We start from the raw sequence: 25,166 nt of genomic DNA, 5'->3' as shown, positions 1-25,166 counted from the left end.
TACCTATCCATGTCCAAGCCCGCCCGCCCCTTGAGCGGCCTCAACGACGCCGACCTGCGCCTGCTGCGCGTCTTCAAGACGGTGGTGGAGTGCGGCGGCTTTTCCGCGGCGGAGGTGGAGCTGAACATCAGCCGCGCCGCCATCAGCCTGCACATGGCCGATCTGGAGCGGCGGCTGGGGCTGCGGCTGTGCCGGCGCGGGCGGGCGGGTTTCCTGCTCACCGACGACGGGCGCATGGCCTACGAGGCGGCGCTGCGCCTGTTCGCCGGTCTGGAGAGCTTCCGCAGCGAGATCAACGCCGCGCACGGGCGGCTGCGCGGCGAATTGAACATCGGCATCACCGACAACCTCGTGACGATGCCGAAGATGCGCGTGACCAACGCCCTGCGCGGCCTGAAGCAGCAGGGGCCGGAGGTGCGGGTGAACATCCGCATGATCCCGCCCAACGAGATCGAGCGCGGCGTTCTCGACGGGCGCCTGCAGGTCGGCGTCGTGCCGGCGCGCCGCGCCCTGCCCGGCCTGGACCGCCTGCCGCTGTACCAGGAGGAATCGCGCCTCTATTGCGGGCGCGGACATCCGCTGTTCGACGCCGGGACGGTGCCCGACGCGGCGGTGGAGGCCGCCGACGCCGTGGCCCCGACCGAGGCGCAGCAGGTGCCGGAGGCGGCGGGGGTGCAGCAGGCGCTGACCGCCACCGCCACCGCGACCGACCGCGAGGGCGTGGCCTTCCTCATCCTGACCGGCTGCTACGTCGGCTTCCTGCCCACCCATTACGCGCGGCAATGGGTCGAGCGCGGGGCGATGCGCGCCCTTCTGCCGGACCGCTTCCATTACGCCCAGGAATTCCAGGCGGTCACCAGGAAGGGGACGCGGCCCAACCTGGTGCTGGAGCGCTTTCTCGACCTGCTGAGACGCACGGAATGAAGGGGTGAGGCGGCCCCCCAAAAATCGGGGTGATTTCCATTGACGCCGGCCCGGTCGCGCCCCACCGTAATTGAGGGGAATACGAACAAAGAACGGGTGGGGGAGAACGGCCATGGTGATGCTGACCGAACAGTTCGTCATCGACTATCTGCTGTTCGCCGCCGTCCTGCTCACCGTCACCTGCTCCCTGCTCGGCAGTTTCTTTCTCAGCGCGCTCAGCCGCCAGACGGGGGCCCTGTCCCGCCTGCTGATGTGGGGCGTCCCGGCGACCCTGCTCAGCACCGCCCTGTGGTCGCTGGCCATGCCGATCAACCAGGCGCTGGTGGTCGGCGTGGCCACCGCCGGGGCGACGCTCGTCGGGCAGCATCTCCTGCCCTTCGGCCCGGTCGGCCCGCGCGGGGTCTGGTCATGGGAAGCCCTGTTGTTCCGCGGCCTCTCCTGGACCGGGCGCACCGCCCTGATGCTCGCCCCCGCCGTCTGGCTCGGCGGCATGCCCTCCTGGATCCTGTGGTTCGCCCTGGCGGGTCCCGTGAACGCCGCCATCTTCGCCCTGTGCCAGTTGCGCGGCACCAACCCGGCGCTGCGCCGCTCGGTGGAGCAGGGCGACGTTCTGTGGGGCGGGGCCCAGGGGGCGGTCCTGGGCGGCCTGCCGGCGTTCCTGATGCTGTTGTGACGGCGCCCCCAAAAAATCGGGGATGATTCCAACGTACTCATACGAAAATGTACCGGGCGGGTCTTGCGCGGGCGGAAGGACCGGGCCATCTGTGCGGGACTGGCTCCGGGCCCCTCTGGCGGTCCGCAAGGTACGGACCGCGATGTCGGAGCCCTTCACTTGAGCGGACGGTTCAGCCGTCCCCTTCTGGAGGGTCCGTATGACCGATACGTCTTTTTCTTCCTTCCGTTACGGTTCCGCCTACGGCGAGACGGCGCATTTCGCCGCGCGCCAGCGGTTGGAATGGCTGGCGCGGATGATGGACAGCGCCGTCCGCGTGCCGGGCACCAACATCACCTTCGGCGCCGACGCGGTGCTGGGTCTGGTTCCCGGCTTCGGCAACCTCGCCACCACGGCGGTGTCCGGCTATCTCATCCGCGAGGCCTGGAGGCTCGGCGTGCCGCGCGGCAAGCTGCTGCGCATGGTCGGCAACGTGGCGATGGACAGCCTGATCAGCGCCGTTCCGGTCGCCGGCAACATCGCCGACGTGTTCTGGAAGGCCAACCGCAAGAACATGGCGATCCTCGCCGAGCATCTGGACGGTCCTCCCCCGCGGGGCGGCCGGACTCATCGCCGCCGCTCCTCGGCACCCTACACCATCGACGGCGAGTGGCGCCGGACGCGGTGAAGTCGGCCCCGGTGACGGGGCGCGTCACTCCCCGCCGAACCGGAGGCGGTGGTTCTCCACCATCAGCTCGTCCAGCCGGCGGCCGGCGGTGAATCCCGCCAGCCCCGGCGGGACCGGCGTGTCGGCGGGAAGCCGCGGACAGGGCTCCGCGGCGCCGATCACCTGAAGCACCGGATAGCGGGCGGTGTAGATGGGCAGGTCCATGTCCTCCCCCTCGTCGGACAGGCCCTTGCTCCGGACCTTGGCGCTCGCCTCCTCGATCTCCATGCCGACGACCATGGTCGCCTTGATCTCTTGCGCCGTGCCGGCCCGCAGCTCGGCGCTGCGTCCCGGATAGAAGCGGTCGACCATGGCGTCGAGCGCGCGGGCCTTGGCGTCCGGCTCCTCGACGATGTGGGCGGTGCCGAAGCACATGGCCGACCGGTAATCCGCCGAATGGTTGAACCCGCTGCGGGCCAGCACGAGGCTGTCGAGATGCGTCACGGTCAGGCAGACCGGCAGGCCATCGCGCTGCGCCCGCAGCATCCGGCTGGCCGAGGACCCGTGCCAATAGAGATGCTCGCCCTCCCGCCAGAAGGCCGTGGGGGTGCAGTAGGGCTGCCCGTCGACGACGTAGGCGATGTGCGCGATCATCGCGCCGTCGAGGATGGCGTGGACGGATTCCCGGTCGTAGCGTCCCCGCTCATGCAGGCGCTTCACCCGGTTGCGGTCGGTGACGGGATAGCTGTCGGATGGAACGGCCTCGGACATCGCGGAACTCTCTTCGCGGCGGTGGACAACGGCGCCATTAGAGCCTAGCCATTGGTCCGGCGTGAGAGCCAATTCCGACCTTGTCGACTGGACCAATCCGATGCCCGCCGATCTCTCCGACCTGATGCTGCTTCCCATCGACCGGACGGGCGGGGAGCCGCTGCTGCGGCAGGTCTACCGGGAGCTGCGCCGTGCCATCCTGTCGGGCGCCCTGCCGCCCGGCGGGAAGCTGCCGCCGACACGGGCGCTGGCCGAACGGCTCGGCGTCGCCCGCAACACGGTGGTCGCCGCCTATGAGCAGCTTCTGGCCGAAGGCTTCATCGAGGGGCGCGTCGGGGCCGGCAGCTTCGTGTCCCGCGATTTGCCGGACGGGCTGGAGATCCCCCCGCCGGAACCGCCCCGCCGCATCCCCTCCCCGCCGCCACCGGCCACTCCCTTCGGCACCCTGCCCTTCAGCACCCTGCCCTTCAGCACGGGGCGCTGCGCGCTGGACGAGCGCAGCCTGCGGATCTGGCGCGGTCTGACCCTGCGGCACCTCCAGCGGCCCGACCCGGAGATGCTCGGCTACGGCGAGCCCGGCGGACCGGCGGCGCTGCGGCAGGCCATCGCCCGCTATCTCCAGACCGCGCGGGCGGTGCGCTGCGAGCCGGAGCAGGTGGTGATCACCGCGGGCGCCCAGCAGGCCATCGACCTCGTGCTGCGGGTGCTGCTGCGGCCCGGCGATCCGGTGTGGCTGGAGGACCCCTGCTACCCCGCGGTGCGCGCCGCGCTGGAGGCGGCGCAGGCCCGCATCGTGCCGGTTCCCGTCGATGGGCAGGGGATGGAGGTGGCGTCGGGCGTCGCCGCGGCGCCGGACGCCCGGCTGGCCTATGTCACCCCCTCCTCCCACTACCCGCTGGGCGTGGTGCTGTCGATGGCGCGGCGGATGGAACTGCTGGCCTGGGCGCGGCGGGCCGGCGCCTGGGTGCTGGAGGACGATTACGACAGCGAGTTCCGCTACGCGGGCCGTCCGCTCGCCTCCCTTCAGGGGATCGACGGCGGTGGGCGGGTCATCTATGTCGGCACCTTCAGCAAGGTCCTGTTTCCCGGCCTGCGGCTCGGCTACGCCGTGCTGCCGCCCGAGCTTCTGGAGCCGGTGCTGACCATGCGCCGCCTGACCGACTGGCACCCGGCCACCCTGTACACGGGCGTGGTGACCGACTTCCTGGAGGACGGGCATTTCGGCCCGCACCTGCGCCGCATGCGCCGCCGCTACACGGCCGCGCGGGACGCGCTCGCCGACGCCATCCGCGCCCATCTCTCCCCCTGGATGGAAGCGGAGGTGCCGGAGCAGGGCATGAAGCTGATCGCCCGGCTGCGCCCCGGCCTGTCGGACCGCGACGTGGAGGCGGTGGCGGCCCGGCGCGGAATCGCCGTCCGCCCGGTCAGCCCGATGCACATCGCCGCCCCACCCCTGCAAGCGCTGATGTTGGGCTTCACCGGCCACGAGCCTGGCGCCCTGCGCCACGCCGCCCGCGAACTCGGCGCCGCGTTGGCGACGGACGACCAGCGGCGCAATTAGACGTCTAATTGCGGCCGGCTTTTTGGTTCGTCCATTCCATCGGAGATTGTGTGCCGATGAGCGCTGCGTTCTTGAAGCGTGTGATGGTATGTTTCAGCGTCCGCCCAGCACAGCGCGGCGAACGAAGAGCGCATGAGCCAGTCCGGACAAGCCCAACGTGCTGAACACGACCGCAACTGCACCTTCCGCCTCCACGCCAACCGCCGAGGTGCAGGTCGATTATGATGATGAAGGTTTTTCCGGCTGGGTGATCAGCAGCGCCGGTCCTTATGCCCCGGTCTGGTGCCAGGTGCTGATCGACGGCGTGCACCGGGCATCGATCCGAGCCGATGAGTTCCTTCCTTTTGTCGGCGAGCGTCATAACGGGCATTGCTGCCTGAACTTCTCGTACCGGGTTCCAGCCTACCTTCGCGATGGCCGGGCGCATCGCGTCCAATTGACCTTCATCTACGTCCAGGACGACGCCACCGTTCAATGCAGCCTGCCGCTCACGGTGCGGACATTCGGTGCCCCGGCATCCCATCCGCAGCCAAGCTATTCCGTCTGCCGCGCGCAGGACGTGGCCGCGGTGCCCGTGGACGTCGCGGAGGCCAAACTCTGGGCATCGCCCAACCCCACCATCGTCTTCCCCGAGGGGCCGATCCGCCGCGTCTGGCGTCCATGCCGGGATCCAGACGGCACGCTCCTGTCCGGCTTCCCGCACGCGGAGATCGTCACCCACCCACCGGCCATGTCCTTTCTGAGCGATGTCTATGTCCGCCGCTCCACCGGCGCCGTCTATGTGCCAGGCCATGGCGTGTGGCAGGACTCCCATTACCTGTCCGACAGCCAGCGGATCCGGGAGGATCTGGAGCGGTTGGAGCACGGCGGCCTTGACGCCCAGGTCGTCGAAGGGCCGGCGCTTCTGGCGTCCACCGCGATGAACCGGAATTACTTTCATTGGATCATGGACATTCTGGCGAGCGTGCAAGCCTGTGCCCACCACATCGGCCCGCCACCGCCGTTGCTCGCCCCGCCCCTGAAGCCCTGGCAAGCGGACTCCCTGCGGCTCCTGGTGGGTGATGTGGGGTTCGCAACATCGGCCGACGGAACCGATCCGGCATCCGATCTCGTCCGGTGCCGCCGTCTGATCGTGCCATCGCACCTCGGCGGGGTCGGGCTTTTCCCGGACGAAACGGTGACCGATCTGTTCGCGACCCTGCGCAGACGCATCGCCCACGATCCACGCGCGCGCCGCCGGATTTTCATCAGCCGGCGTGACAGCGATTGCCCGCGCATCACCAACGAGGCGGCGCTGGCGACGACCCTTGAACGGGTCGGCTTCGAGACGGTGGTGCTTGGGGAGCGGTCTTTCGCCGAGCAGGTCCGCTTGTTCAAGGAGGCCGAGTTGGTGATCGGCGCGCATGGAGCGGGCTTGGTCAATTGCGGTTTCTGCGCGCCGGGCACCTGGATGGTGGAGATCCGGAGCAGCAATTACCTCAACCCCTGCTTCTACCATATCAGCGGCGTTTGCGGGCTATCCTACACCAGCCATGTCGAAGCGGTTCCACCCCGTGAGGATGGCATGGACAACGCCGCGTCGTTCGAGGTGGACATCGAACGGATGTGGAGCCTTCTGCGCCGGCTTCCTGTGAGTTTCGCCCACTGAGCCTCGCACCCTGCCTTTCTTTCGGGGCCGTTGCGTATCGGACCCCATAAGGGGCAGAGGGAGCGCCTCCAAATCTCCTGGTCCCTCCAATTCGCTTCCTGCCTCGGCGCCTTGCGTTTTTCCGGATCGAGCAACGGGCGGCGACAGAAGCGGTAAGCCTTTTACGCCCGAAATACGGGCGCCCCGTCCGGTCTTTCGTCACCCCCTACCCCGGATAAGCCCTGCAAGGCAGGCCCCAACCTTGCGACGATCAAGCTGCACGCCTGTTGAGGGGTGGCGCCGGTCCTTCGCCGCTTTCCAGCGTTTTTTGCCGGCGTCCAGTCAATTCGAATATGGAGATTTTTCTTACAATGTGCGGCATCAGCGGGGAAATCCGCTTCGATTCTCGCCCGGCCTCCGCGTCCGCGGTCGGCTCGATGACCGAAGCCCTGGCGTTGCGCGGCCCCGACGGGCAAGGCGTCTTCGCCCATGGCCGGATGGCCTTCGGCCACCGGCGGCTGAGCATCATCGACCTGTCCGAAGCGGCGCAGCAGCCGATGACCGACCCCGAACTGGGTCTCGGCATCGTCTTCAACGGCTGCATCTACAATTACCCGGAGCTGCGGGCGGAGCTGGAGGCCAAGGGCTACCGCTTCTTCTCGCACGGCGACACCGAAGTCCTGCTGAAAGCCTATCACGCCTGGGGCCGCCGCTTCGTCGAGCGGCTCTACGGCATGTTCGCCTTCGCCATCTGGGAGCGCGACAGCGGGCGCGTGACGCTGGGCCGCGACCGGCTGGGCATCAAGCCGCTCTACCTGTCCGAGACGGCGGGGCGGCTGCGCTTCGCCTCGACCCTGCCCGCCCTGCTGGCCGGCGGCGACATCGACACCGCGATCGACCCGGTGGGGCTCTACCAGTATATGAGCTTCCACGCCGTCGTGCCGGCGCCGGGGACCATCCTGAAGGGCGTGCGCAAGCTGCCGCCGGCCACCCTGCTGACGCTGGAGCCGGACGGGCGCCGCACCGAGGAAACCTATTGGGAGCCGGTCTTCGGCCCGCAGCCCGGCGACGAGCGGATGTCGGAAGACGACTGGCAGGACGCCGTCCTGTCCACGCTGCGCAAGGCGGTGGAACGGCGTCTGGTCGCCGACGTGCCGGTCGGCGTGCTGCTCTCGGGCGGGCTGGACAGCTCCGTCATCGTCGCCCTGCTGGCGGAGGCCGGGCAGACCGGCCTGCAGACCTTCTCCATCGGCTTCGAGACCGTGGGGCAGGAGAAGGGCGACGAGTTCCAGTATTCCGACCTGATCGCCCAGCGGTTCCAGACCGACCACCACAAGCTGTTCATCGACAGCAGCCGCGCCCTGCCCGCCCTTCAGGACTGCGTGCGGGCGATGTCGGAGCCGATGGTCAGCCACGACGCCATCGGCTTCTTCCTGCTGTCGCAGGAGGTCGCCAAGCATGTGAAGGTGGTGCAGAGCGGCCAGGGCGCCGACGAGATCTTCGCGGGCTACCACTGGTACCCGCCGATGATGGAGGCGACGGACCCGCTGTCCACCTACGCCAAGGTCTTCTTCGACCGCAACCGCGCGGAGATGGCCGAGGCGCTGAACCCGCAATACCTCGCCGACGAGGACGCGGCGAGCGCCTTCGTCGCCGCCCATTTCGCCCGTCCCGGCGCCGACCGCCCGGTGGACAAGGCGCTGCGCCTCGACACCACCGTCATGCTGGTCGACGACCCGGTGAAGCGGGTGGACAACATGACCATGGCCTGGGGGCTGGAGGGGCGCGTGCCCTTCCTCGACCACGATCTGGTCGAACTCGCCGCCCGCGTCCCGCCGGAGCTGAAGGTGCGCGACGGCGGCAAATACGTCTTGAAGGAGGCGGCGCGGCGCGTCGTCCCCTCCGAGGTGATCGACCGGCCCAAGGGCTACTTCCCGGTGCCGGCCCTGAAATATCTCCGCGGCCCCTATCTGGAACTGGTGCGCGACGTGCTGAACCAGCCCGCCGCGCGGGAGCGCGCGCTGTTCCAGCCGGCCTATCTGGACCGCCTGTTCAGCGATCCGGAAACCCACATCACGCCGCTTCGCGGTTCGAAGCTCTGGCAGGCCGCCCTGCTGGAGTTCTGGCTGCAAACCCACGGGATTTGAACACCGCATGATGACGATGCAGAATCGCAACCAGACGCCCTTCCGTATCGAACGCACCCTGGTGTCCGCCCTGATGGACGAGGACGCGCCGCGCCCGAGCCGGCGGACGGGGGTGGGAACCGGGCCGATGCCGTGCGCGGTGGTGAATTGCGGTTGGGGACGCCTGCTGTTCGCCAACACCTTCCCCGACGTCGGGAAGCTGATCGAGGCCATGCGGCAGGAGGGACCGGGACGGCGCGACATCGCGCTGTATCTGGAGGACCCGCATGTCGCGCTCTCCAGGGCGCCGAACGAGCTGTTCCTCGACCCCTCGCACACCTACCGCCTGCGGCTGGCCTCCTTCCGGCCCGGCTTCGAGACGCGCGGCTTCACCATCGAGAAGCCGCGCAGCCGCCAGGACGCCGACGCCGTGAACCGCATCTACGGCGCCCGCGGCATGGTCACCATGGACCAGGAGTTCTATTGGGCGGAGCGCGACAGCCGCGTGCTGACCCATCTGATCGCCACCGATCCGGTCAGCGGGGCGGTCGTCGGCTCGGTCACCGGGGTGGATCATGTCCGCGCCTTCAGGGACCCGCAGAACGGCTCCTCGCTGTGGTGCCTGGCGGTCGATCCGCAGGCGGCCTATCCCGGTATCGGTGAGGCGCTGGTCCGCGCGCTCGCCGGGCATTTCAAGGAACGCGGGCGCAGTTTCATGGACCTGTCGGTCCTGCACGACAACGAGAACGCCATCGCGCTCTATGAGAAGCTGGGCTTCCGGCGGGTGCCGGTCTTCGCGCTGAAGACCAAGAACCCGATCAACGAGAAGCTGTTCGCCGGCCCGGCGGTGGAGGCCAGCCTCAACCCCTACGCCATGATCATCATCAACGAGGCCCGGCGCCGCGGCATCGCGGTGGAGGTGGTGGACGCGGAGTCCAACCTGTTCCGCCTCAGCTTCGGCGGGCGCAGCATCCTGTGCCGCGAAAGCCTCAGCGAGCTGACCTCGGCGGTGGCGCTGTTCCGCTGCGACGACAAGGCGGTGACCCGGCGCACGCTGCTGCGGGCGGGCCTGTCGGTGCCGGACCAGATGACCGCGGACGGCATGGACGACAACGCCGCCTTCCTGGAGCGCCACGGCAGCGTCGTGGTGAAGCCGGCGCGCGGCGAGCAGGGCCAGGGCATCACGGTGGACGTGCGCGACGCGGAGACTCTGGCCTGGGCCATCGGCAAGGCCAAGAAGATCTGCGACACGGTCCTGCTGGAGCAGTTCGTCCAGGGCCAGGACGTGCGGATCCTGGTGATCGACTACCGCGTGGTCGCCGCCGCGGTGCGCCGTCCGGCGGAGATCGTCGGCACCGGCGACCGGACCATCGCGCAGCTGATCGAGGCGCAGAGCCGCCGCCGCGCCGCCGCCACCGGCGGAGAAAGCCGCATTCCGATGGACGAGGAGACGGAACGCTGTGTGCGGGACGCCGGTTTCTCCATGGACTCGGTCCTTCCGGAGGGGCAGGCCCTGGCCGTGCGCAAGACGGCCAACCTGCACACCGGCGGCACGCTGCACGACATCACCGACCGCCTGCACCACCGCGTGGTGGAGGCGGCGGTGGAGGCCGCGCGCGCGCTCGACATACCGGTGGTCGGCCTGGATCTTCTGATCCCCGACCTGCTGGGGTCCGACTACGCGATCATCGAGGCGAACGAGCGGCCCGGCCTTGCCAACCACGAACCGCAGCCGACCGCCGAACGCTTCCTCGATCTTCTCTTCCCCTATTCCGCGGTCGATCCGCGGGCGTGACGTTCAGGAGGTGGTATGGAGCAGGCAGCCTTGACGCGGACCGGAATCGTTCGGCCGGTCATCGACATGGACTATCTGACGGGCCTTCTCCGCCGCCTGCTGGAGATCCCGAGCCCGACCGGATACACCGACCAGATCGTGCATTTCTGCGGTGACGAACTGCACCGTCTGGGCATCCCCTTCGAGCTGACCCGGCGCGGCGCGATCCGCGCCGATCTGGCGGGGCGGCAGTACAGCCCCGACCGCGCCGTGGTCGCCCATCTCGACACGCTGGGCGCCCAGGTGAAGATGCTGAAGGCGAACGGCCGGCTGGAGGTCGTGCCCATCGGCACCTGGTCGGCGCGCTTCGCCGAGGGGGCGCGCTGCACCGTCTACACCGACAAGGGCAGCTACCGCGGCACCATCCTGCCGCTGAAGGCGTCCGGCCACACCTTCAACGAGGAGATCGACACCCAGCCGGTGGCCTGGACCAACCTGGAGATCCGGGTGGACGCCCGCTGCGAAAACCTCGAGGCGTTGCAGGCCCACGGCTTCAATGTCGGCGACTTCGTGGCCATCGACCCGCAGGCGGAGTTCGACGCCAGCGGCTTCATCAACTCCCGCCATCTCGACGACAAGGCGGGGGTGGCGGTGATCTTCGCCGCCGCCAAGGCGGTGCTGGACGCCAAGCTGCCGCTGCCGGTGGACTGCCATCTGCTGCTGACCATCTCCGAGGAGGTCGGCTCCGGCGCCTCGTCGGTCCTGCACAAGGACGTGGCGGAGATGGTGACCATCGACAACGGCACCACCGCCATGGGCCAGAACAGCCGCGAGTTCGGCGTCACCGTCGCCATGGCCGACAGCACCGGTCCCTTCGACTACCACCTGACGCACAAGCTGCTGTCGCTGTGCCAGCAGCACGACATCGAGCACCAGCGCGACGTCTTCCGCTATTACCGCTGCGACAGCGCCGCCGCCATCGAGGCCGGCAACGACATCCGCACGGCGCTGGTCTGCTTCGGCATCGACAGCTCCCACGGCTACGAGCGCATTCACGCGGACTCGCTGCGCTCGCTGGCCGAGCTGATCGCGCTCTACATGCAGAGCGACGTGGCGATCCCGCGCGACCGCGTCGGCATGGGACCGATGGGCGCCTTCCCCTGGCAGCCCACCGCCCCCGCGAAGGTGGAGGAGTGACCCCATTCCTTCTTCCCTCCGCTCACGCGCAAACGAAATTTGCGCTGACGCGACAGGCGGACCTTCGGTCCGCCGAAAGCGGGGAGAAGGTCAGGATGAGGGGGCGCCGAAGGCGATCCGCGTCGCTGATCGATAGTTTTCCTCCGCCCTGTCGGGCGTAAATCCCCCTCACCCAAACCCTCTCCCCAGGGGAGAGAGGGCTTCACACCGCAAATCCCTTCAATCCCCCGCCGCCGGCTCCGGCCGGGGCGGGCCCAGCGGGTCGAGCGGGGTGACGGTCGGCGTCGTCTGGGGCAGCGGGCGGAAGCTCGCCTGCGCCTCGGCGGGCGGCGGCGGGCGCATGCGCGTGCGCCACAGACCGTAGAGCGTCGCCGACCCCGCCCCCGCCGCGATGAAGCCGAACAGCGCCTCCGGCCCGGCGAAGCCCATGGCGGCGGAGGCCAGCGGCGGCCCGATGATCGCCCCCACCGAGTTGGCGAGGATCAAACCGCCGCTGACCGACACCACATTGTCCGGTCCGGCGTGGTCGTTGGTGTGGGCGGCGCAGACCGGGTAGAGCGTGAAGGCCAGCCCGCCGAAGAACGGCGCCACCAGCAGCAAGGTCTCCTGCCGCCCGCTCCCCTCCGCCAGGATCATGCCGACGCTGACCAGCGCCAGCGCCGCCGACAGGCCGATGATGACGGCGCGCCGGTCGAAGCGGTCGGACAGCCGCCCCAGCGGCCATTGCAGCGCCACGCCGCCCAGGATCAGGGTGCTCATGAACAGCGCCGTCCCCGACACCCCGAAGCCGGAGGCCGCGCCGAACACCGGGGCGAGGCCGTAGATGGAGCCGGTCACCGTCCCGCTGATGAAGACGCCGACGACGCCCAGCGGCGACGCCTCGTACAGCCGCCGCAGGCCGTAGGATTCCACATTGGGCAGGGTCGGCGGGGTGGTCCGCGTCAAGGCGACCGGCACCAGGGCGAGCGTCAGCAGGATGGCGATCAGCATGAAGATGCGCACGCCCGCCTCGTCGTCCAGCTGCAACAGCTGCTGGCCCACCGCCGAGGCGGCGTAGAGCGTGACCATGTAGAAGGACAGGATCTGCCCGCGCGTCTCGTTGTTGGCGGTACCGTTGAGCCAGCTTTCGATGCAGATGTAGAGGCCGGCCATGCAGAAGCCCTCGGCCAGCCGCAGCACGGTCCACAGCGGCACCGAGGCGAACAGGGCGTGCGACAGCGCCGCCGCCGACAGGACGGAGGCGAAGGCGGCGAAGGCGCGGATGTGGCCGACCCGCGTGATCACCCGGTGGGCGAACAGCGAGCCGCCGGTCAGCCCCGTGTAGAAGGCCGCGGTGATCAGGCCCACCGCGACCGCGCCGGAGTCCGTGCCGGCCAGCCGCAGGCCGATGAGCGTGCTGAGCGCGCCGTTGCCCAGCATCAGGAAAGCGACCCCGAGCAGGAGCGAAAGTACCGACCGTGCAACCTGCGGCATGTGTCCGACCACCTGTTCCATCCACGAAAAACCGGCGCCGCAGCCCGGAGGCCACGGCGCCGGCCCTTGGATGGCACCCGCCCGATGGCGAATCAACCCTTGTAATTCGCGGATTCGGTGGCGTCCCAGCCATTCCACAGGAATGCAGAAGAGGTACCGCTGGGGGAGCAGCGATACCTCTTCCGGTTGAGCGCTTGATCGTCCTTGGGCGGTCTGCCCGGTGCCGGATTATTCAGCCGGGGTGGCGATCAGCGTCTCAGGCAGGGTGTCCTTGCGGATGCGCAGGAGTTCCTTCCACTTCTTCAGCGCGGCGATCAGGATCACGAAGCCGAGCGACAGCATGATGATCGAGATGCCGGCGTTGAAGACGTTGTGGCCCTTGGCCAGCGGGTTCAGATAGACGTTGGTGATCATCCAGTAGCCGGCGTAGTTCACCGTCACGAACAGGTAGGCCAGCGGGACCAGGCAGGTCAGCATGTAGACCCGCTTCTGCCCCAGGCGCAGGATGATCGTGGCGCCGATGATCAGGCCGACCGAGGCCATGAGCTGGTTCGACACCCCGAACAGCGCCCACACCGAGTTGATGTCGCCCGACGTCAGCAGGTAGCCCCAGGCCACGCAGGCCAGCACGCTCGCGGCGATCGAACCGGGGACCCAGTCGAGACGCTTCAGCGGGGCATAGAGGTCGCCGCCCAGGTCCTGGATCAGATAGCGGGCCACGCGGGTGCCGCTGTCCACGGCGGTCAGGATGAACACCGCCTCGAACATCACGACGAACTGGAAGAAGTAGGAGGCCAGCGTGCCGAACCACGGGATGCGGGTGAAGATTTCCGTCATGCCGACGGCGAGCGTCACCGCGCCGCCGGTGCGGCCGTAGAGGTCGAGGCCGATTTCCTGGCTGAGCCGCGGCAGATCGACGACCTGCATGTTCAGGGCCTGGAAGGCGGCGGGCGAGGAGTTGATGGCGAAATAGTCGGCCGGGTGCAGGGAGGTGGCGGCGATCAGCGCCATGACGCCGACCACGCATTCCGCCAGCATGCCGCCGAAGGCCACGGTGCGGATGTCGCTCCATTTGTCGATCAGCTTCGGCGTGGTGCCCGAGCCGATGAAGGCGTGGAAGCCGGAGATGGCACCGCAGGCGATGGTGATCGAGATGAACGGCCACACCGGGCCGGCCAGCACCGGGCCGCCGCCATGGATGAAGTCGGTGAGCGCGGGGAAGCGGATTTCCGGGTTGATGAAGACGACGCCGACGACGAGCGCGCCGAACACGCCGATCTTCATGAAGCTCGACAGGTAGCCGCGCGGGGTCAGCAGCATCCACACCGGCAGGGCCGTGGCGAAGAAGGCGTAGATCGGCAGGATCAGCGCGACCGTCTCGGCGTGCAGCGTCAGCCAGCTTCCCAGGACCGTGCCCTGGATGTAGGGGCCGGCGAAGACGGAGGCGGCGATGGCGGCGATGCCGACCTGCGTGGCGCCCTTGGACGAACCGGTGATCTTCTCGTAGAGGCCGAGCGCCACGGCGATCGGGATCGTCATGAAGACCGCGAAGGCGCCCCAGGCGTTGCGCTCCAGCGCATGGACGACGACCATCGACAGGCCGGCCATGGTGATGGTGATGATGAACAGCATCGCCAGACCGGTGCACCAGCCGGCGACCGGGCCGAGTTCGGCCTTGGCGACCTCCGACAGGGACTGGCCCTTGTGCTTCATCGAGGCGAACAGCACGACCGTGTCGTGCACCGCGCCGCCGATGACGCAGCCGATCAGCAGCCACAGGAAGCTCGGCAGATAGCCGAACTGCGCGGCCAGCACGGGGCCGACCAGCGGGCCGGCGGCGGCGATCGCCGCGAAATGCTGGCCGGCGTTCACCCACTTCTTGGTGGGAACATAGTTTCGCCCGTCGGCCAGGATGTGGGACGGCGTCACCTCGGAATCATCGGCACGGAGCACCTTGCGCACAAAGAACACGCCGTAGAAGCGGTAGCAGAGGGCGAGGATGCAGAGTGTCGCGATCACAAATGTTAGGGCGTGATCCATGACAGCTCTCCTTGGAAGGAACTGCCGTCACTGTATGAGCGGTTTCATCCTCCGTGTGGTGCCCTCCCCGGAGCGGCGCCATGGCGTGGCGAACGGTCGGAATGCGGGGGTGAGCGGCGGGGGGCTTCTTAACCCTCCCCCCTCCGGGGAGAGGGTGGCCCGAAGGGCCGGTGAGGGGGTTGCGCATGGCGGTATGTCCGGCACAAGCGCAACCCCCTCACCCTAACCCTCTCCCCGCTCTCGGCGGACCGAAGGTCCGCCTGTCGCGTCAGCGCAAACGAAGTTTGCGCGTGAGCGGAGGGGAGAGGAGACTTTGATGACTCACCCGATGCCCAGCCGTTCCTTAAGCGGGCCGAGGAAGCGGCGGCTGACCGGGATGCTCTGGCCGCCCAGAGTCTGGATTTCCGCCAGACCGTTGTCGATCAGGCGGATTTCCCGGATGCGGTCGGGGTTGACCAGATATTGCCGGTGGCAACGCACCAGCGGGGTGCGCTCCTGCAAGGTCAACAGGGTCAATTCGGTGAAGCGCTCCTCGCCGTCCGCTCCGACGACGAAGACGCCGCTGGCCTTGGAGGCCACGCATTCCACCTCGTCCAGCTTCAGCAGCGAGATGCGGTTGTGGCCGGTGCAGGGGATCAGCCGCAGCGGGGCGGCGCCCTTCAGAACGGCGAGATCCTGCGGCGCCCGCTCGCGGCGCAGCCGTTGCAGCGTCTTGGCCAGCCGGGCCGGGTCCGCCGGCTTCAGCAGATAGTCGAAGGCGTGCTCCTCGAAGGCCTGGACGGCGTATTCGTCGTGGGCGGTCAGGAAGACGATGCGGGGCATCCGCTCGGGGTCGAGCATGCTCAGCATCTCCAGACCGCTGACCCGCGGCATCTGGATGTCCAGGAAGACCACGTCGGGGGGCTGGCGGTTGATGGCGCCGATGGCCTCGATGGCGTTGGCGCATTCCCCGGCGACCTGGAGGTCGGGGAACTCCTCCAGAAGGCGCCGCAGCTCCTCGCGGGCCAGCGGCTCGTCGTCCACGATCAGGACGGTCATCATGGCGCGGTCTCCGCGACGGCAGGAATGTCCAGGGGAAGGCGCAGGGTGATGCGGGTGAGGACGTCGGCCTCGCAGACGACGTCCACCCCGTAACCGTTGCCGAAGCGGTTGCGGACGCGGCGGTCCACGATGGACATGCCCAGCCCGTCGCCACCCGGCTTTTCCTCGTAGAGGCCGGCGTTGTCCTCCACCGCCAGCAGCAGGTCGCCGCCCTCCCGCCGCGCCGCGATGCGGACGTGGCCGGGGCCGAGGAGTTGCGAGGTGCCGTGCTTGATGGCGTTCTCGACCAGCGGCTGGAGCAGGAAGGCCGGCAGCCGGGCGTGGCGCAGCGCGTCGGGCACGTCGATCTCCACCGACAGGCGCCCGGTGAAGCGCGCCAGCTCGATCTGGAGATAGGCGCTGACATGCTCCACCTCGTCGGCCACCGTGGCCTCCTGGCTGGGGCGCTTCAGGTTCTTGCGGAAGAAGACCGACAGGCTCTGCACGAGCTGGCGCGCCCGCTCCGGGTCGTTGCGGATGACCGCGGAGATGGTGTTCAGCGCGTTGAACAGGAAATGCGGGTTGACCTGCGCGTGCAGCAGCTTGATCTCCGACTGGGCGAGCAGCGCCTTCTGCTGCTCGTAGCGCCCGGCGAGGATCTGGCTGGACAGCAGCCGGGCGATGCCCTCCCCCAGCGTGCGGTTGATGGTGGAGAACAGCTTGGTCTTCGGCTCGTACAGCTTCACGGTGCCGATCACCCGGTCGTCCTCCCCGACCAGCGGGATCACCAGCGAGGCGCCCAGCCGGCAGTTCGGGTGGATCGAGCATTTGTAGGACACCAGATTGCCGTCGGCGTAGAGCACCTGGTTGTTGGCGATGGCCTGATAGGTCTGGGGCGAGGTGATCGGCGTGCCCGGCAGATGATGGTCGTCGCCGACGCCGATGAAGGCCAGCAGCTTGTCCCGGTCGGTGATGGCGACCGCGCCGACGTCCGTCTCCTCGTAGATGATGCGGGCGACCCGCATGCTGTTCTCTTCGTTGAAGCCCTGGCGCAGCACGCCGTCGGCCCGCGCGGCGATCTTCAGCGCCTTGGCGGAGAAGGCGCTGGACTGCTTGTCGATCAGGGCGCGGCGGTCCATCAGGATGCGCATGAACAGCCCCGCCCCCAGCGTGTTGGCGACGATCATCGGCAGCGCCACCACCTCCACCAGATGGACCGCCGCCGGGAAGGGCTTGGCCACCAGCAGGATGATCAGCATCTGCGCGACCTCGGCCACGAGGGTGACGGCGCCGACGCGCAGCGGATCGAACAGCGGCTCGATGCGGCCCTGGCGGACGAAATGGCGGTGCACCAGCCCGCCGATCAGCCCTTCCGTCACCGTGGAGATGGCGCAGGCCACCGCCGACATGCCGCCCAGCGAGTAGCGGTGCAGCCCGCCCGTGAAGCCGACCGCCAGCCCCACCGACGGCCCGCCCAGGATGCCGCTCAGCACGGCCCCGATGGCGCGGGTGTTGGCGATGGAATCGTCGATCTGCAACCCGAAATAGGTCCCCATGACGCAGAACATGGAGAAGATGACGTAGCAGGCCAGCTTGTGCGGCCAGCGCACGGTGAGGTGCATCACCGGAAGGAACAGCGGCGTCCGGCTCAGCATGTACGCGATGACCAGATACACGCACATCTGCTGGAGCAGCAGGAAGACGAGGCTGAGATGCTCGACGGTCATGGGGGCGGGCACGGGCAGCGGGCGGCGGGATTGCCGGCCCGCAGGCTACCCCTGCCCGTCCTGCCGCGGTATGATTCCAATCAATGGATGCGCCCGGAGTCTCCGGGCCGCCGTCATGGCCTCAGGCGACGGCGCTATGCGGCCAGCGCGGGCGCCTGCCCCACCGTCGTCGGCGCGGCGCCCATGTTGGCGGGCGGCAGGCGCAGGCGGCCCGCCAGCCCTTCCAGGGAATCGTGCAGGCGCCGGCAGGGGGTGCCGTCCTCCCCCGGCTCGTAGATGCCGACGAACGGCGCGCCCGGCTGGTTGGGGTCGAGATGCAGCTCGACGATGTGGGTGCGCGACGTGCAACCGCGGATCAGCGGATCGGCGGGGATCACCGTCCAGCCGCGCCGCAGGCAGCGCTCGGCCAGACCTTCCAGATAAAGCGAGGCGGATGGAACGCGCTTCAGCGCCTTCAGCTCGGCGATGAGTTGGCGGACGTTGTCCACCTGCTCCAGGAACAGGCCGGCGGCGTGATGCGTGTCGCGGATCACCAGTTTCAGCATGGGTTGAAACCTCCTCTGTGCGCACGGCTCCCTCCCCCGCGGGCGCGCATCGGCGGCCTTCGCGGCGCCGCGCCCGTTGGACGGAAGCTTGCGTGTGTTGGGCGGACGGAAAGCGTCGGGAGGACGCGGTCCCGCTATTCGGCGGTGCCCAGATCCGTGTTGGCCAAGTCCGTGTTGGCCAGATCCGGTTCGGACCAATCCGTTTCCGGACGCTCGGCGACCGTCACCGGCGGTTCGGACAGGGGCTTGCGGTCGGGGTACAGGGCGGCGACCATCTGCTCCAGCCGGTGCCGCAGGGAGCGGTTCGGCTGGTCGGAGGGCCGGGCTTCGACGCGGACGTTCACCACGCCGTCCTCGATCATGCCCAGTTCGCTGGCGGCCTTCCGGGACAGGTCGATCACCCGCCCCTTCACGTAGGGGCCGCGGTCGTTGATCACGACCTCGACGCTGCGCCCGTTGTCGGCGTTGGTCACCGTCACCCGGCTGCCCAGCGGAAGTCGGCGGGACGCCGCGGTCAGCCGGTTCTGGCTGAAGCGCTCCCCCGATGCCGTGGTCCGGCCGTGGAAGAAATCGGCGTAATAGGACGCTTTTCCCTTGTGAACATAGACCGGTTCGATGTCCGGAACGACCGGCGCCAGTGTTTCTTCGAACGCGACCTCCTGCGGCACCGGGTCCTGCGGCACTGGCGGGACGGAGGCGATCTGTGCACCGGTCGAGCATGCCCCAACAGAAACAGCACAGATAGCGAGCGCTACACAGCCATACCGCACTCTTTTTCTCCCCCGTTGTTGTTCTGCGGCAACGGTTGCGGAATCTCTCCACCCTGTCAATCCACGAAACCATCGTTATGCTGTGACAGGATTGCGTCTTAATATTCTTTAACGATTTTATTTTCCTCTTATCATGGGAAACGCGGAGAGGATCGGGATTTTCATTTGCAGGTACTGTTCTCAAGGCGTTTCCTGAAATCTTGCCAATCCTCCTCACGACAGACCGGAGCGCCATCCCGCCCCCGCGAAGATACGGGAGAAAATTCCCCACGGCTCCGCAAAGCACTGAAAATCCGTAGAGAAAATTCCCTCTTCCGGATTTGCGAGTGCCGTCTGATCCATTGAACGCCGCCTCGCCGTTCGTCATAAATACTGACCGATTGAAAGACGAACGCAGATCGTTTTCGCCAAAAACCATCGAAGTTTGGAACGAATTTAGCGAAACACCGGTCCACCCAAACGGAGCGCGCCAACATGAGTGGGTTTCGGATTCTCGGCCCTGGCGAGACTGGGGACGGAGTCGGCGATGGCCGGTCAAGCTCCGAGGATGATTTTCCCCCTCCGGCGATGGAGACGGCGCGCCGGGCGACGGGCGGCCCGGGCGACCCACCGTTCCTGCGCGCCTTCGACAGCGGGCGCCGCTGGGGCGCGCCGCCGGACGGCGCCACGACGGCGCCCTACAGCCTGACCTACGGCTGGGTGGTGGACGCCGGCCTCCGCTACGTGCCCGGCTTCCGACCGCTCAACGACAGCCAGCGGGCCATGGCGATGCAGGCGATGGGGGAATGGAGCGCCGTCGCCAACCTCGCCTTCGTGGAATCGGCGGCGCCGATGACCGCCAACCTCCAGTTCCACATGAGCCAGTTGGACGCCTTCGGCGCCTCCGGCATGGCCTACTACCCCAACCCGGCGGGCTCCTACATCTACCTCGATCCCGAATCGGCCGGTTACCGGACCTACGTTCACGAGATCGGTCACGCGCTGGGCCTGAAGCATCCCGGCGACTACAACGGCACGGGCGGCGGCACCCCGCCCTTCCTTCCCCCGTCCGAGGACAACCGGACCAACACGGTCATGTCCTATTACGGCGTCTGGCCCGGCGGGCTGGGCGTCTACGACATCGCCGCGATCCAGCGTCTCTACGGCCCCAACCCCACCGTGCGGCCGGGCGACGACCTGTATCTCCTGACGCCGGGGGCGCCCGGGCGCTACATCTGGGACGGCGGGGGCAACGACACGCTGTCCGCGGCGGGCGTGGACGTTCCCGTCGCTGTCGACCTGACGGGAGGCTGGGGCTGGTTCTCGGCGCAGGCCCCCTCGATCCTGGCCCAGAACCAGTTCTTCGTCGGCTACGGCACCCGCATCGAGACCGTCATCGGGGGATCGGCTGGCGACCGGTTGACCGGCTCGACCTTCGCCGACACGCTGGTGGGTGCCGCGGGGGACGACACGCTGGCCGGTGGGGGTGGCGACGACCTTCTCGACGGCGGAACCGGCACCGACACGGCCTTCTACGATTTCCCCTCCGCCAGCGCCTTCGTGACCGGCGATCCGTTGGGAGGCCCAGCGGACCTGACCGTCACCGGGGCCGGCGGCACCGACCGGTTGCGCGGCGTCGAGCGCCTGGTCTTCACCGACCGCACCGTCACGCGGCAGGAGGCCGCCGGCGCCCTGTCCCGCGCCGAACCGGGCCAGCGGGCCCTCGTTCAGGATGGCGCCCGCAGCTACGAGGTGCGGATGGCCCCATACTCCGGCCCGGTCGCCGGGCTGCGGAACCAGTTCCTGGGAACGGCGTCGGACGAGGCGGTCATCGGCAGCCCCCAGGGAGACTTCCTGAATCTCCTCGGCGGCAGCGACGCCGCGCAGGGCGGAGGCGGAGACGATGTGCTGGACGGCGGCGTGGGCTCCAACTTCCTGACCGGCGGAGCCGGCACGGACACCTTCTACATCGACGGGCGGGGCGACGGCGTCACATGGTCCACCGTCACCGACCTGCAGCCGGGGGAATGGGCCATCGCCTGGGGCTGGACCGACGCCGTCTCCAAACTGACCTGGGAGGATCTGGCGGGGGCCGCCGGTTATCAGGGGGCCACCGCACGGCTCGACCTGGACGGCAACGGCGGCACCGACCTCAGCCTGACCTTCAGCGGACAGACGCCCGGCGGACTGCTCGCCATGCCCGGACAGGTGGGAACCGACAGCTACCTTGCCTTCCGGATCGGCTGACCGCATTCCGCAGGCCGAAAAAATGGCCGGACCGGCTGCCGCGCCGCGTCGATCCTGACGCATCCTCGGACGGAATCGCCCAGCACAGGAACAAGGCGAGCACAGGAACAAGGGGGGCCCACGACCATGAAGCAGGTGATGTTCGTCGAACTCGGCATGGGCGCCGATCTGCACGGGCAGGACGTGACCAAGGCCGCCGTGCGCGCCGTGCGCAACGCCATCGAGCGCAACTCCATGCCTGGCATGCGGGCGTTGGTCGACGGCGACACCAGCCGGATGCAGGTCCGCGTCCATCTCGCCGTTCCCGCGGACGCCGACCGTCTGGACCTGGAGGCCGTGCGGGCGGTCTTCCCCTATGGGCAGGTCTCCTTCAACGTGGTGTCCGGCGGCATGCTGGCGCCCAGCGGCATCTTCCTGGCCGACAAGAACGACCGCAACGAGATGATCTACATCGTCAACGCCGCGGTGGAGGTCGGTGTCTGAGGTTTGGGGTCCCAGGATCGGCGTTCGGGTCCGGAGCGGTTGCCCCCACCGCTTTTTCGTGCCAGCGTCGGGGCATGAAGCGCGCGCTCCGAACCGCCCTGATCGCCGTCGGCATCCTGGCCGGCGGCCTTGTCACCCTGACCGTGGGGGTGGTGGCCGCCCTGCCGGTGATCGCCGACCACATCCCGCTGGAACTGTCCCGAGTCGTGATGAGCGACGGCCGGCGGCAGGTGGAGATGCAGGGCATGGTCCATGTCGCCAAGCCGGATTTCTACAGCGGCATCGCCCGGCACATCGCCCAGCGGCGCCAGGACGGCTGGCTGGTCTTCTACGAGGAGGTCCGTCCCGACGACGCCTCCAACCCCGCCGGGGTGGCCGACGTGTTGCGCCGGCTGGGCGCGGACTGGAATCCGGACAGCAAGCAGCATCCCTATGAGATGATGGCGAGCCTGCTCGGCGACGGGCTGGTGCTTCAGGACAACCGCGCCCTGATCGGCCCGCCGGGGCCGGACGCCCGCAACGTCGACGTCACCCTGTCGCAGCTGCTGGCCGCCCTGCCCCCCGACGACCCGGACGACGCCGATCCGGAGACCATCGATCTGGCGCAACTCCGCGACGAGTACGGCAAACTGCCGGGCTGGGTGCAGCGGCGCGTCCAGGCCGCCATCCGGATCATGCTGGCCACCACCGCGTCGGGCTCCATGGTGCGCGAGGCCCTGCCGGCCGCGCTGACCACCCTGCGCGAGGACAAGGTGGTGGCGGCCATCAAGGCCGAGCCGGACCGCAACATCCTGATCCTCTACGGTCAGGTCCACATCGGCCACATCCAGACCATGCTGAAGGACGCCGACGCCCGGTGGCGGACGGTCTCCTCTAAGGCGATCCAGGCCTTCTGACCCCGTCGGTCACCGGATTTCGGATCACCAGATGTTGCGGGCCAGGTCCTCGCCGCGGGCGGTCATCTCCTCGAAGCGGCGGCGGGCGTCGTCCTCGGCGCTCCAGTCGCCGGGGGCGACGACGGCTTCGGCGGCGTCCGGACGGTCCGGCGCGCCGGCACGGTCGCCCTCGTCCCCATGAAGGCCGTAGACTTGGCCGTTGCGCGCCTCGATCACGGCGTAGAGACCGTCCCGTTCGACGAGCCGGAAGCTGCCATGTTCCGATACGGTCCGGACGTTGGGCATCGCACTCTCCCCTTGCGGTTCACATTCCACGCCGTGAACAACCGCCGCGATGCCCATTTGTCGCATAGCAGCAATATAGCACTTTATGGGTGCAAATGAGAGTCGTTCGCACTATACAGGAAGGAAGTCAGCCGCAAAGAAGTTTGAACCGCCAATGCTCACAGCGCTTCACACCCGTTCCATCGCCGCGATGGCCGCCGCCGGCACCTTCCTGTCGAGCGGACTTGGCTGGGCGCAGGGCGTCCCCGCAACCAACGGCGGTGCTCCCGCGGCACCGGCTTCGGCGCCAACGCCCATGGCGGCTCCCGCCGCCGACACGCTGGCGGCCCCGCTGGCCGCGCCGGACGCCGCGGCTGGAGCGGCCGCCGGGCTGGACCACATGACCGCCGCGACGGCGACCCTGCCGCACGACCTGTCCCCCTGGGGCATGTTCATGGCGGCGAGCCCGGTGGTGCAGGCGGTGATGATCGGGCTGGCGCTGGCCTCGGTGGCGACCTGGACCATCTTCCTCGCCAAGTCGCTGGAACTGTCGAAGGCCAAGCGCAAGGCGCGGGCCTCCCTGGCGGCGCTGGAGCAGGCGCGCTCGCTGACCCAGGCGGCGGAGAGCATCGGCTTCGAGAAGACCCCGGCCACCGCCTTCCTGCGCGCCGTGATCGCCGAGGCGCACCAGTCCGCCGACGCCCCCTCGCAGGAGGGTCTGAAGGAGCGCGCGGCCTCCCGCCTGGAGCGGATCGAGGCGGCGGAGGGGCGGCGCATGATGCGCGGCACCGGCATCCTCGCCAGCATCGGTTCCACGGCCCCCTTCGTCGGGCTGTTCGGCACGGTGTGGGGCATCATGGTGAGCTTCATCGGCATCGCCAAGTCGCAGACGACCAACCTCGCGGTGGTGGCGCCGGGCATCGCCGAAGCGCTGCTGGCGACGGCCATCGGCCTCGTCGCGGCCATTCCGGCGGTGGTGATCTACAACGGCTTCGCCCGCTCCATCGGCGGCTACCGCGCCCAGCTCGGCGACTCCTCGGCGGCGGTGCTGCGGCTGCTGAGCCGCGACATGGACCGCCGCGCCCTGCCGCGCGCCGTGTCCAAGGCGGCGGAGTAAGGCCATGGCGGCGCGTCTCGACGACGGCGACGATCTCACCGAGTCGCACGACATCAACGTCACGCCCTTCATCGACGTGATGCTCGTGCTGCTCATCATCTTCATGGTGGCGGCCCCGCTGGCGACCGTGGACGTTCCGGTGGACCTGCCGGCCTCCACCGCCCAGCCGCAGCCGCGGCCCGACAAGCCGCTGTTCCTGACCATCCAGGCGGACAACAGCCTGTCGGTGGGCGACACGCCGGTGGCCCGCGAAGCCCTGGCGGCGGCGCTGGACGGGGTGACGAACGGCGACAAGGGCGCGCGCGTCTTCCTGCGCGCCGACCGCAGCGTGGATTACGGCGCGCTGACCGAAGTGATGAACGCGCTGCGCGCCGCCGGCTATCTGAAGATCGCCCTGGTCGGGCTGGAAGGCGCGGCCGCGAAATGAGCGTGGCGACCTTCGATCCCAACGACCTCCCGGACGGCGGGGAGCGCACGGCGCCCGCCCTGGCGCGCTGGGGCGGCAGTCTGGTGGTCGTGCTGGGCGCCCACGCCCTCGTGGCGCTCGCCGCCCTGTCCTGGCACGTGGCGATGGAAGAGGCGCCGGCCATGCCGCCCGCGGTGATGCTCGACCTGCCGCCGATGCCGGAAACGCCGGCCGCGGAGCCGCCGCCGACCCTGGAATCGATGCTCCCGGAGCCGGAGTTGCCGCCCGAACCGGTGATCGAGCCGGAGCCGGAACCCGAGCCCATCCCCGAGATCGCCCCGGAGCCGCCCCCGCCCGTGCCGGCGGAGGTCGCCCTGCCGGAACCGCCGCCCAAGCCGAAGCCCAAGCCCAAGGAAGAGCCCAAGCCGAAGCCCAAGGCCGAACCGCCGAAGCCGCGCCCGCAGACGCAGGCGCCGCCCAAGCCGGTGACGGAAGCCCCGGCCAACGCCGCTCCCGCCGCCGCCCCGCCCTCGGGCGCCCCGGCCCAGGCGGCGCCGGTGCCGCGCAACAGCAACGCGCTGCCCACCTGGCACGGCGCCGTGCTCGGCCATCTGGAACGCTACAAGCGCTACCCCCGCATCGCCCAGATGCGGCGCCAGCAGGGTGTCCCGCAGGTCCACATCACGCTCGACCGGCAGGGCCGGGTGCTGGCGGTGCGGCTGCACAAGGGCTCCGGCTTCGAGGCGCTGGACGAGGAGACGATCGCGCTGGTCGAACGCGCCTCCCCGCTCCCGGCCCCGCCGCCGGACGTGGCGCAGGACCGCATGGAGCTGGTGGTGCCGGTTCAGTACTTCCTGCGCTGACCCGGTGCACGCTTCGACCGCTCAAGCGCAGGAGAAA

General features: G+C 68.9%; 22 protein-coding genes. 14 read left to right on the top strand and 8 right to left on the bottom strand.

Translation table 11 applies throughout. From position 1 onward, the window contains the following. Nucleotides 1–9 precede the first annotated feature (9 nt). The 3 genes from TSH58p_RS00230 (at nucleotide 10) to TSH58p_RS00220 (ending at nucleotide 2,264) form a co-directional block, all read left to right on the top strand. Nucleotides 10–924 carry a LysR family transcriptional regulator gene (locus tag TSH58p_RS00230; protein ID WP_109067998.1) on the top strand — a complete coding sequence of 305 codons (915 nt, stop codon included), beginning with the start codon at nucleotides 10–12 and terminating at the stop codon, nucleotides 922–924. Between the two features lie 112 nt (nucleotides 925–1,036). Next, complete coding sequence (locus TSH58p_RS00225; protein WP_109067997.1) at nucleotides 1,037–1,597, top strand: hypothetical protein; 561 nt, start codon at nucleotides 1,037–1,039, stop codon at nucleotides 1,595–1,597. 199 nt (nucleotides 1,598–1,796) lie between these two features. Further along, nucleotides 1,797–2,264, top strand: a complete 468-nt coding sequence (locus tag TSH58p_RS00220; RefSeq protein WP_109067996.1) for a DUF4112 domain-containing protein — start codon at nucleotides 1,797–1,799, stop codon at nucleotides 2,262–2,264. A gap of 24 nt (nucleotides 2,265–2,288) precedes the next feature. On the opposite strand, the gene TSH58p_RS00215 is transcribed toward TSH58p_RS00220, so the two are convergent. After that, nucleotides 2,289–3,014: a pyridoxamine 5'-phosphate oxidase family protein gene (locus TSH58p_RS00215; RefSeq protein WP_109067995.1), complete on the bottom strand. Its 726-nt coding sequence runs from the start codon at nucleotides 3,012–3,014 to the stop codon at nucleotides 2,289–2,291. Nucleotides 3,015–3,114: 100 nt separating this feature from the next. On the opposite strand from TSH58p_RS00215, the gene TSH58p_RS00210 reads away from it, so the two are divergent. The 5 genes from TSH58p_RS00210 to TSH58p_RS00190 all read left to right on the top strand — a co-directional run bounded on the left by TSH58p_RS00210 (nucleotide 3,115) and on the right by TSH58p_RS00190 (nucleotide 11,299). Further along, a complete protein-coding gene (locus TSH58p_RS00210) occupies nucleotides 3,115–4,575 on the top strand; it encodes a PLP-dependent aminotransferase family protein (RefSeq protein ID WP_109067994.1) in 1,461 nt (486 codons plus the stop codon). A gap of 157 nt (nucleotides 4,576–4,732) precedes the next feature. After that, nucleotides 4,733–6,223 carry a DUF563 domain-containing protein gene (locus TSH58p_RS00205; RefSeq protein ID WP_146205810.1) on the top strand — a complete coding sequence of 497 codons (1,491 nt, stop codon included), beginning with the start codon at nucleotides 4,733–4,735 and terminating at the stop codon, nucleotides 6,221–6,223. Between the two features lie 350 nt (nucleotides 6,224–6,573). Beyond that, nucleotides 6,574–8,349 (top strand): N-acetylglutaminylglutamine amidotransferase, encoded by a 1,776-nt coding sequence (locus TSH58p_RS00200; protein WP_109067992.1) that lies wholly within the window; start codon nucleotides 6,574–6,576, stop codon nucleotides 8,347–8,349. 7 nt (nucleotides 8,350–8,356) lie between these two features. Continuing rightward, complete coding sequence (gene ngg / locus TSH58p_RS00195; protein ID WP_199230017.1) at nucleotides 8,357–10,123, top strand: N-acetylglutaminylglutamine synthetase; 1,767 nt, start codon at nucleotides 8,357–8,359, stop codon at nucleotides 10,121–10,123. Between the two features lie 15 nt (nucleotides 10,124–10,138). Continuing rightward, complete coding sequence (locus TSH58p_RS00190; RefSeq protein ID WP_199230016.1) at nucleotides 10,139–11,299, top strand: osmoprotectant NAGGN system M42 family peptidase; 1,161 nt, start codon at nucleotides 10,139–10,141, stop codon at nucleotides 11,297–11,299. A 219-nt stretch (nucleotides 11,300–11,518) separates the two neighbouring features. Here the strand turns inward: TSH58p_RS00190 and TSH58p_RS00180 are convergent, their stop codons facing one another. The 6 genes from TSH58p_RS00180 to TSH58p_RS34635 form a co-directional block, all read right to left on the bottom strand. Next, nucleotides 11,519–12,772, bottom strand: coding sequence for an MFS transporter (locus tag TSH58p_RS00180; protein WP_109067991.1), 1,254 nt, complete (start codon nucleotides 12,770–12,772; stop codon nucleotides 11,519–11,521). A gap of 228 nt (nucleotides 12,773–13,000) precedes the next feature. Next, entirely contained in the window at nucleotides 13,001–14,812 is a 1,812-nt protein-coding gene (locus TSH58p_RS00175; RefSeq protein WP_109067990.1) for a carbon starvation protein A, read from the bottom strand. A 321-nt stretch (nucleotides 14,813–15,133) separates the two neighbouring features. Beyond that, a complete protein-coding gene (gene btsR / locus TSH58p_RS00165; RefSeq protein ID WP_109067988.1) occupies nucleotides 15,134–15,853 on the bottom strand; it encodes a two-component system response regulator BtsR in 720 nt (239 codons plus the stop codon). Beyond that, on the bottom strand, nucleotides 15,850–17,559 hold the full coding sequence (locus tag TSH58p_RS00160) for a sensor histidine kinase (protein WP_109067987.1): 1,710 nt from the start codon (nucleotides 17,557–17,559) through the stop codon (nucleotides 15,850–15,852). The genes btsR and TSH58p_RS00160 overlap by 4 nt, the downstream gene beginning before the upstream one ends. A gap of 134 nt (nucleotides 17,560–17,693) precedes the next feature. Further along, the gene (locus tag TSH58p_RS00155) at nucleotides 17,694–18,104 is read right to left on the bottom strand and encodes a hypothetical protein (RefSeq protein WP_109067986.1); all 411 of its coding nucleotides are present in this window, start codon (nucleotides 18,102–18,104) and stop codon (nucleotides 17,694–17,696) included. Between the two features lie 134 nt (nucleotides 18,105–18,238). Then, nucleotides 18,239–18,772, bottom strand: a complete 534-nt coding sequence (locus TSH58p_RS34635) for a septal ring lytic transglycosylase RlpA family protein (RefSeq protein WP_247873818.1) — start codon at nucleotides 18,770–18,772, stop codon at nucleotides 18,239–18,241. A 669-nt stretch (nucleotides 18,773–19,441) separates the two neighbouring features. On the opposite strand from TSH58p_RS34635, the gene TSH58p_RS00145 reads away from it, so the two are divergent. From TSH58p_RS00145 to TSH58p_RS00135, 3 genes are all read left to right on the top strand, one after another. Then, entirely contained in the window at nucleotides 19,442–21,100 is a 1,659-nt protein-coding gene (locus TSH58p_RS00145) for a reprolysin-like metallopeptidase (RefSeq protein WP_247873817.1), read from the top strand. 126 nt (nucleotides 21,101–21,226) lie between these two features. Beyond that, nucleotides 21,227–21,583 carry a Lin0512 family protein gene (locus TSH58p_RS00140; protein ID WP_014241764.1) on the top strand — a complete coding sequence of 119 codons (357 nt, stop codon included), beginning with the start codon at nucleotides 21,227–21,229 and terminating at the stop codon, nucleotides 21,581–21,583. Nucleotides 21,584–21,657: 74 nt separating this feature from the next. Further along, nucleotides 21,658–22,479 carry a hypothetical protein gene (locus tag TSH58p_RS00135; RefSeq protein ID WP_109067984.1) on the top strand — a complete coding sequence of 274 codons (822 nt, stop codon included), beginning with the start codon at nucleotides 21,658–21,660 and terminating at the stop codon, nucleotides 22,477–22,479. 24 nt (nucleotides 22,480–22,503) lie between these two features. On the opposite strand, the gene TSH58p_RS00130 is transcribed toward TSH58p_RS00135, so the two are convergent. Beyond that, on the bottom strand, nucleotides 22,504–22,764 hold the full coding sequence (locus TSH58p_RS00130) for a hypothetical protein (protein WP_109067983.1): 261 nt from the start codon (nucleotides 22,762–22,764) through the stop codon (nucleotides 22,504–22,506). Nucleotides 22,765–22,918: 154 nt separating this feature from the next. Between TSH58p_RS00130 and exbB the strand changes: the two genes are divergently transcribed. Genes exbB through TSH58p_RS00115 form a run of 3 tightly spaced genes read left to right on the top strand, consistent with a single transcriptional unit; the run spans nucleotide 22,919 to nucleotide 25,129 of the window. Beyond that, on the top strand, nucleotides 22,919–23,860 hold the full coding sequence (gene exbB / locus TSH58p_RS00125) for a tonB-system energizer ExbB (protein WP_247873816.1): 942 nt from the start codon (nucleotides 22,919–22,921) through the stop codon (nucleotides 23,858–23,860). Nucleotides 23,861–23,864: 4 nt separating this feature from the next. After that, nucleotides 23,865–24,287 carry a TonB system transport protein ExbD gene (exbD, locus tag TSH58p_RS00120; RefSeq protein WP_094304509.1) on the top strand — a complete coding sequence of 141 codons (423 nt, stop codon included), beginning with the start codon at nucleotides 23,865–23,867 and terminating at the stop codon, nucleotides 24,285–24,287. Beyond that, on the top strand, nucleotides 24,284–25,129 hold the full coding sequence (locus TSH58p_RS00115; RefSeq protein WP_109067982.1) for an energy transducer TonB: 846 nt from the start codon (nucleotides 24,284–24,286) through the stop codon (nucleotides 25,127–25,129). Before exbD ends, TSH58p_RS00115 begins: the two co-directional genes overlap by 4 nt. The last annotated feature ends 37 nt before the right edge of the window (nucleotides 25,130–25,166 follow it).

Origin of the sequence: Azospirillum sp. TSH58, assembly GCF_003119115.1 — a bacterium.
Classification (GTDB): domain Bacteria; phylum Pseudomonadota; class Alphaproteobacteria; order Azospirillales; family Azospirillaceae; genus Azospirillum.
Note: the sequence above shows the minus strand (reverse complement) of the source record. Positions and strands in the feature narration are given on the sequence as shown.

Excerpts from the sequence above, each read along its gene's own strand:
- TSH58p_RS00230 (WP_109067998.1), top strand. The coding sequence starts at position 10 with ATGTCCAAGCCCGCCCGCCCCTTGAGCGGCCTCAACGACGCCGACCTG.
- TSH58p_RS00225 (WP_109067997.1), top strand. The coding sequence starts at position 1,037 with ATGGTGATGCTGACCGAACAGTTCGTCATCGACTATCTGCTGTTCGCC.
- TSH58p_RS00220 (WP_109067996.1), top strand. The coding sequence starts at position 1,797 with ATGACCGATACGTCTTTTTCTTCCTTCCGTTACGGTTCCGCCTACGGC.
- TSH58p_RS00215 (WP_109067995.1), bottom strand. The coding sequence starts at position 3,014 with ATGTCCGAGGCCGTTCCATCCGACAGCTATCCCGTCACCGACCGCAAC.
- TSH58p_RS00210 (WP_109067994.1), top strand. The coding sequence starts at position 3,115 with ATGCCCGCCGATCTCTCCGACCTGATGCTGCTTCCCATCGACCGGACG.
- TSH58p_RS00200 (WP_109067992.1), top strand. The coding sequence starts at position 6,574 with ATGTGCGGCATCAGCGGGGAAATCCGCTTCGATTCTCGCCCGGCCTCC.
- ngg (WP_199230017.1), top strand. The coding sequence starts at position 8,357 with ATGATGACGATGCAGAATCGCAACCAGACGCCCTTCCGTATCGAACGC.
- TSH58p_RS00190 (WP_199230016.1), top strand. The coding sequence starts at position 10,139 with ATGGAGCAGGCAGCCTTGACGCGGACCGGAATCGTTCGGCCGGTCATC.
- TSH58p_RS00180 (WP_109067991.1), bottom strand. The coding sequence starts at position 12,772 with ATGCCGCAGGTTGCACGGTCGGTACTTTCGCTCCTGCTCGGGGTCGCT.
- TSH58p_RS00175 (WP_109067990.1), bottom strand. The coding sequence starts at position 14,812 with ATGGATCACGCCCTAACATTTGTGATCGCGACACTCTGCATCCTCGCC.
- btsR (WP_109067988.1), bottom strand. The coding sequence starts at position 15,853 with ATGATGACCGTCCTGATCGTGGACGACGAGCCGCTGGCCCGCGAGGAG.
- TSH58p_RS00160 (WP_109067987.1), bottom strand. The coding sequence starts at position 17,559 with ATGACCGTCGAGCATCTCAGCCTCGTCTTCCTGCTGCTCCAGCAGATG.
- TSH58p_RS00155 (WP_109067986.1), bottom strand. The coding sequence starts at position 18,104 with ATGCTGAAACTGGTGATCCGCGACACGCATCACGCCGCCGGCCTGTTC.
- TSH58p_RS00145 (WP_247873817.1), top strand. The coding sequence starts at position 19,442 with ATGGAGACGGCGCGCCGGGCGACGGGCGGCCCGGGCGACCCACCGTTC.
- TSH58p_RS00140 (WP_014241764.1), top strand. The coding sequence starts at position 21,227 with ATGAAGCAGGTGATGTTCGTCGAACTCGGCATGGGCGCCGATCTGCAC.
- TSH58p_RS00135 (WP_109067984.1), top strand. The coding sequence starts at position 21,658 with ATGAAGCGCGCGCTCCGAACCGCCCTGATCGCCGTCGGCATCCTGGCC.
- TSH58p_RS00130 (WP_109067983.1), bottom strand. The coding sequence starts at position 22,764 with ATGCCCAACGTCCGGACCGTATCGGAACATGGCAGCTTCCGGCTCGTC.
- exbB (WP_247873816.1), top strand. The coding sequence starts at position 22,919 with ATGCTCACAGCGCTTCACACCCGTTCCATCGCCGCGATGGCCGCCGCC.
- exbD (WP_094304509.1), top strand. The coding sequence starts at position 23,865 with ATGGCGGCGCGTCTCGACGACGGCGACGATCTCACCGAGTCGCACGAC.
- TSH58p_RS00115 (WP_109067982.1), top strand. The coding sequence starts at position 24,284 with ATGAGCGTGGCGACCTTCGATCCCAACGACCTCCCGGACGGCGGGGAG.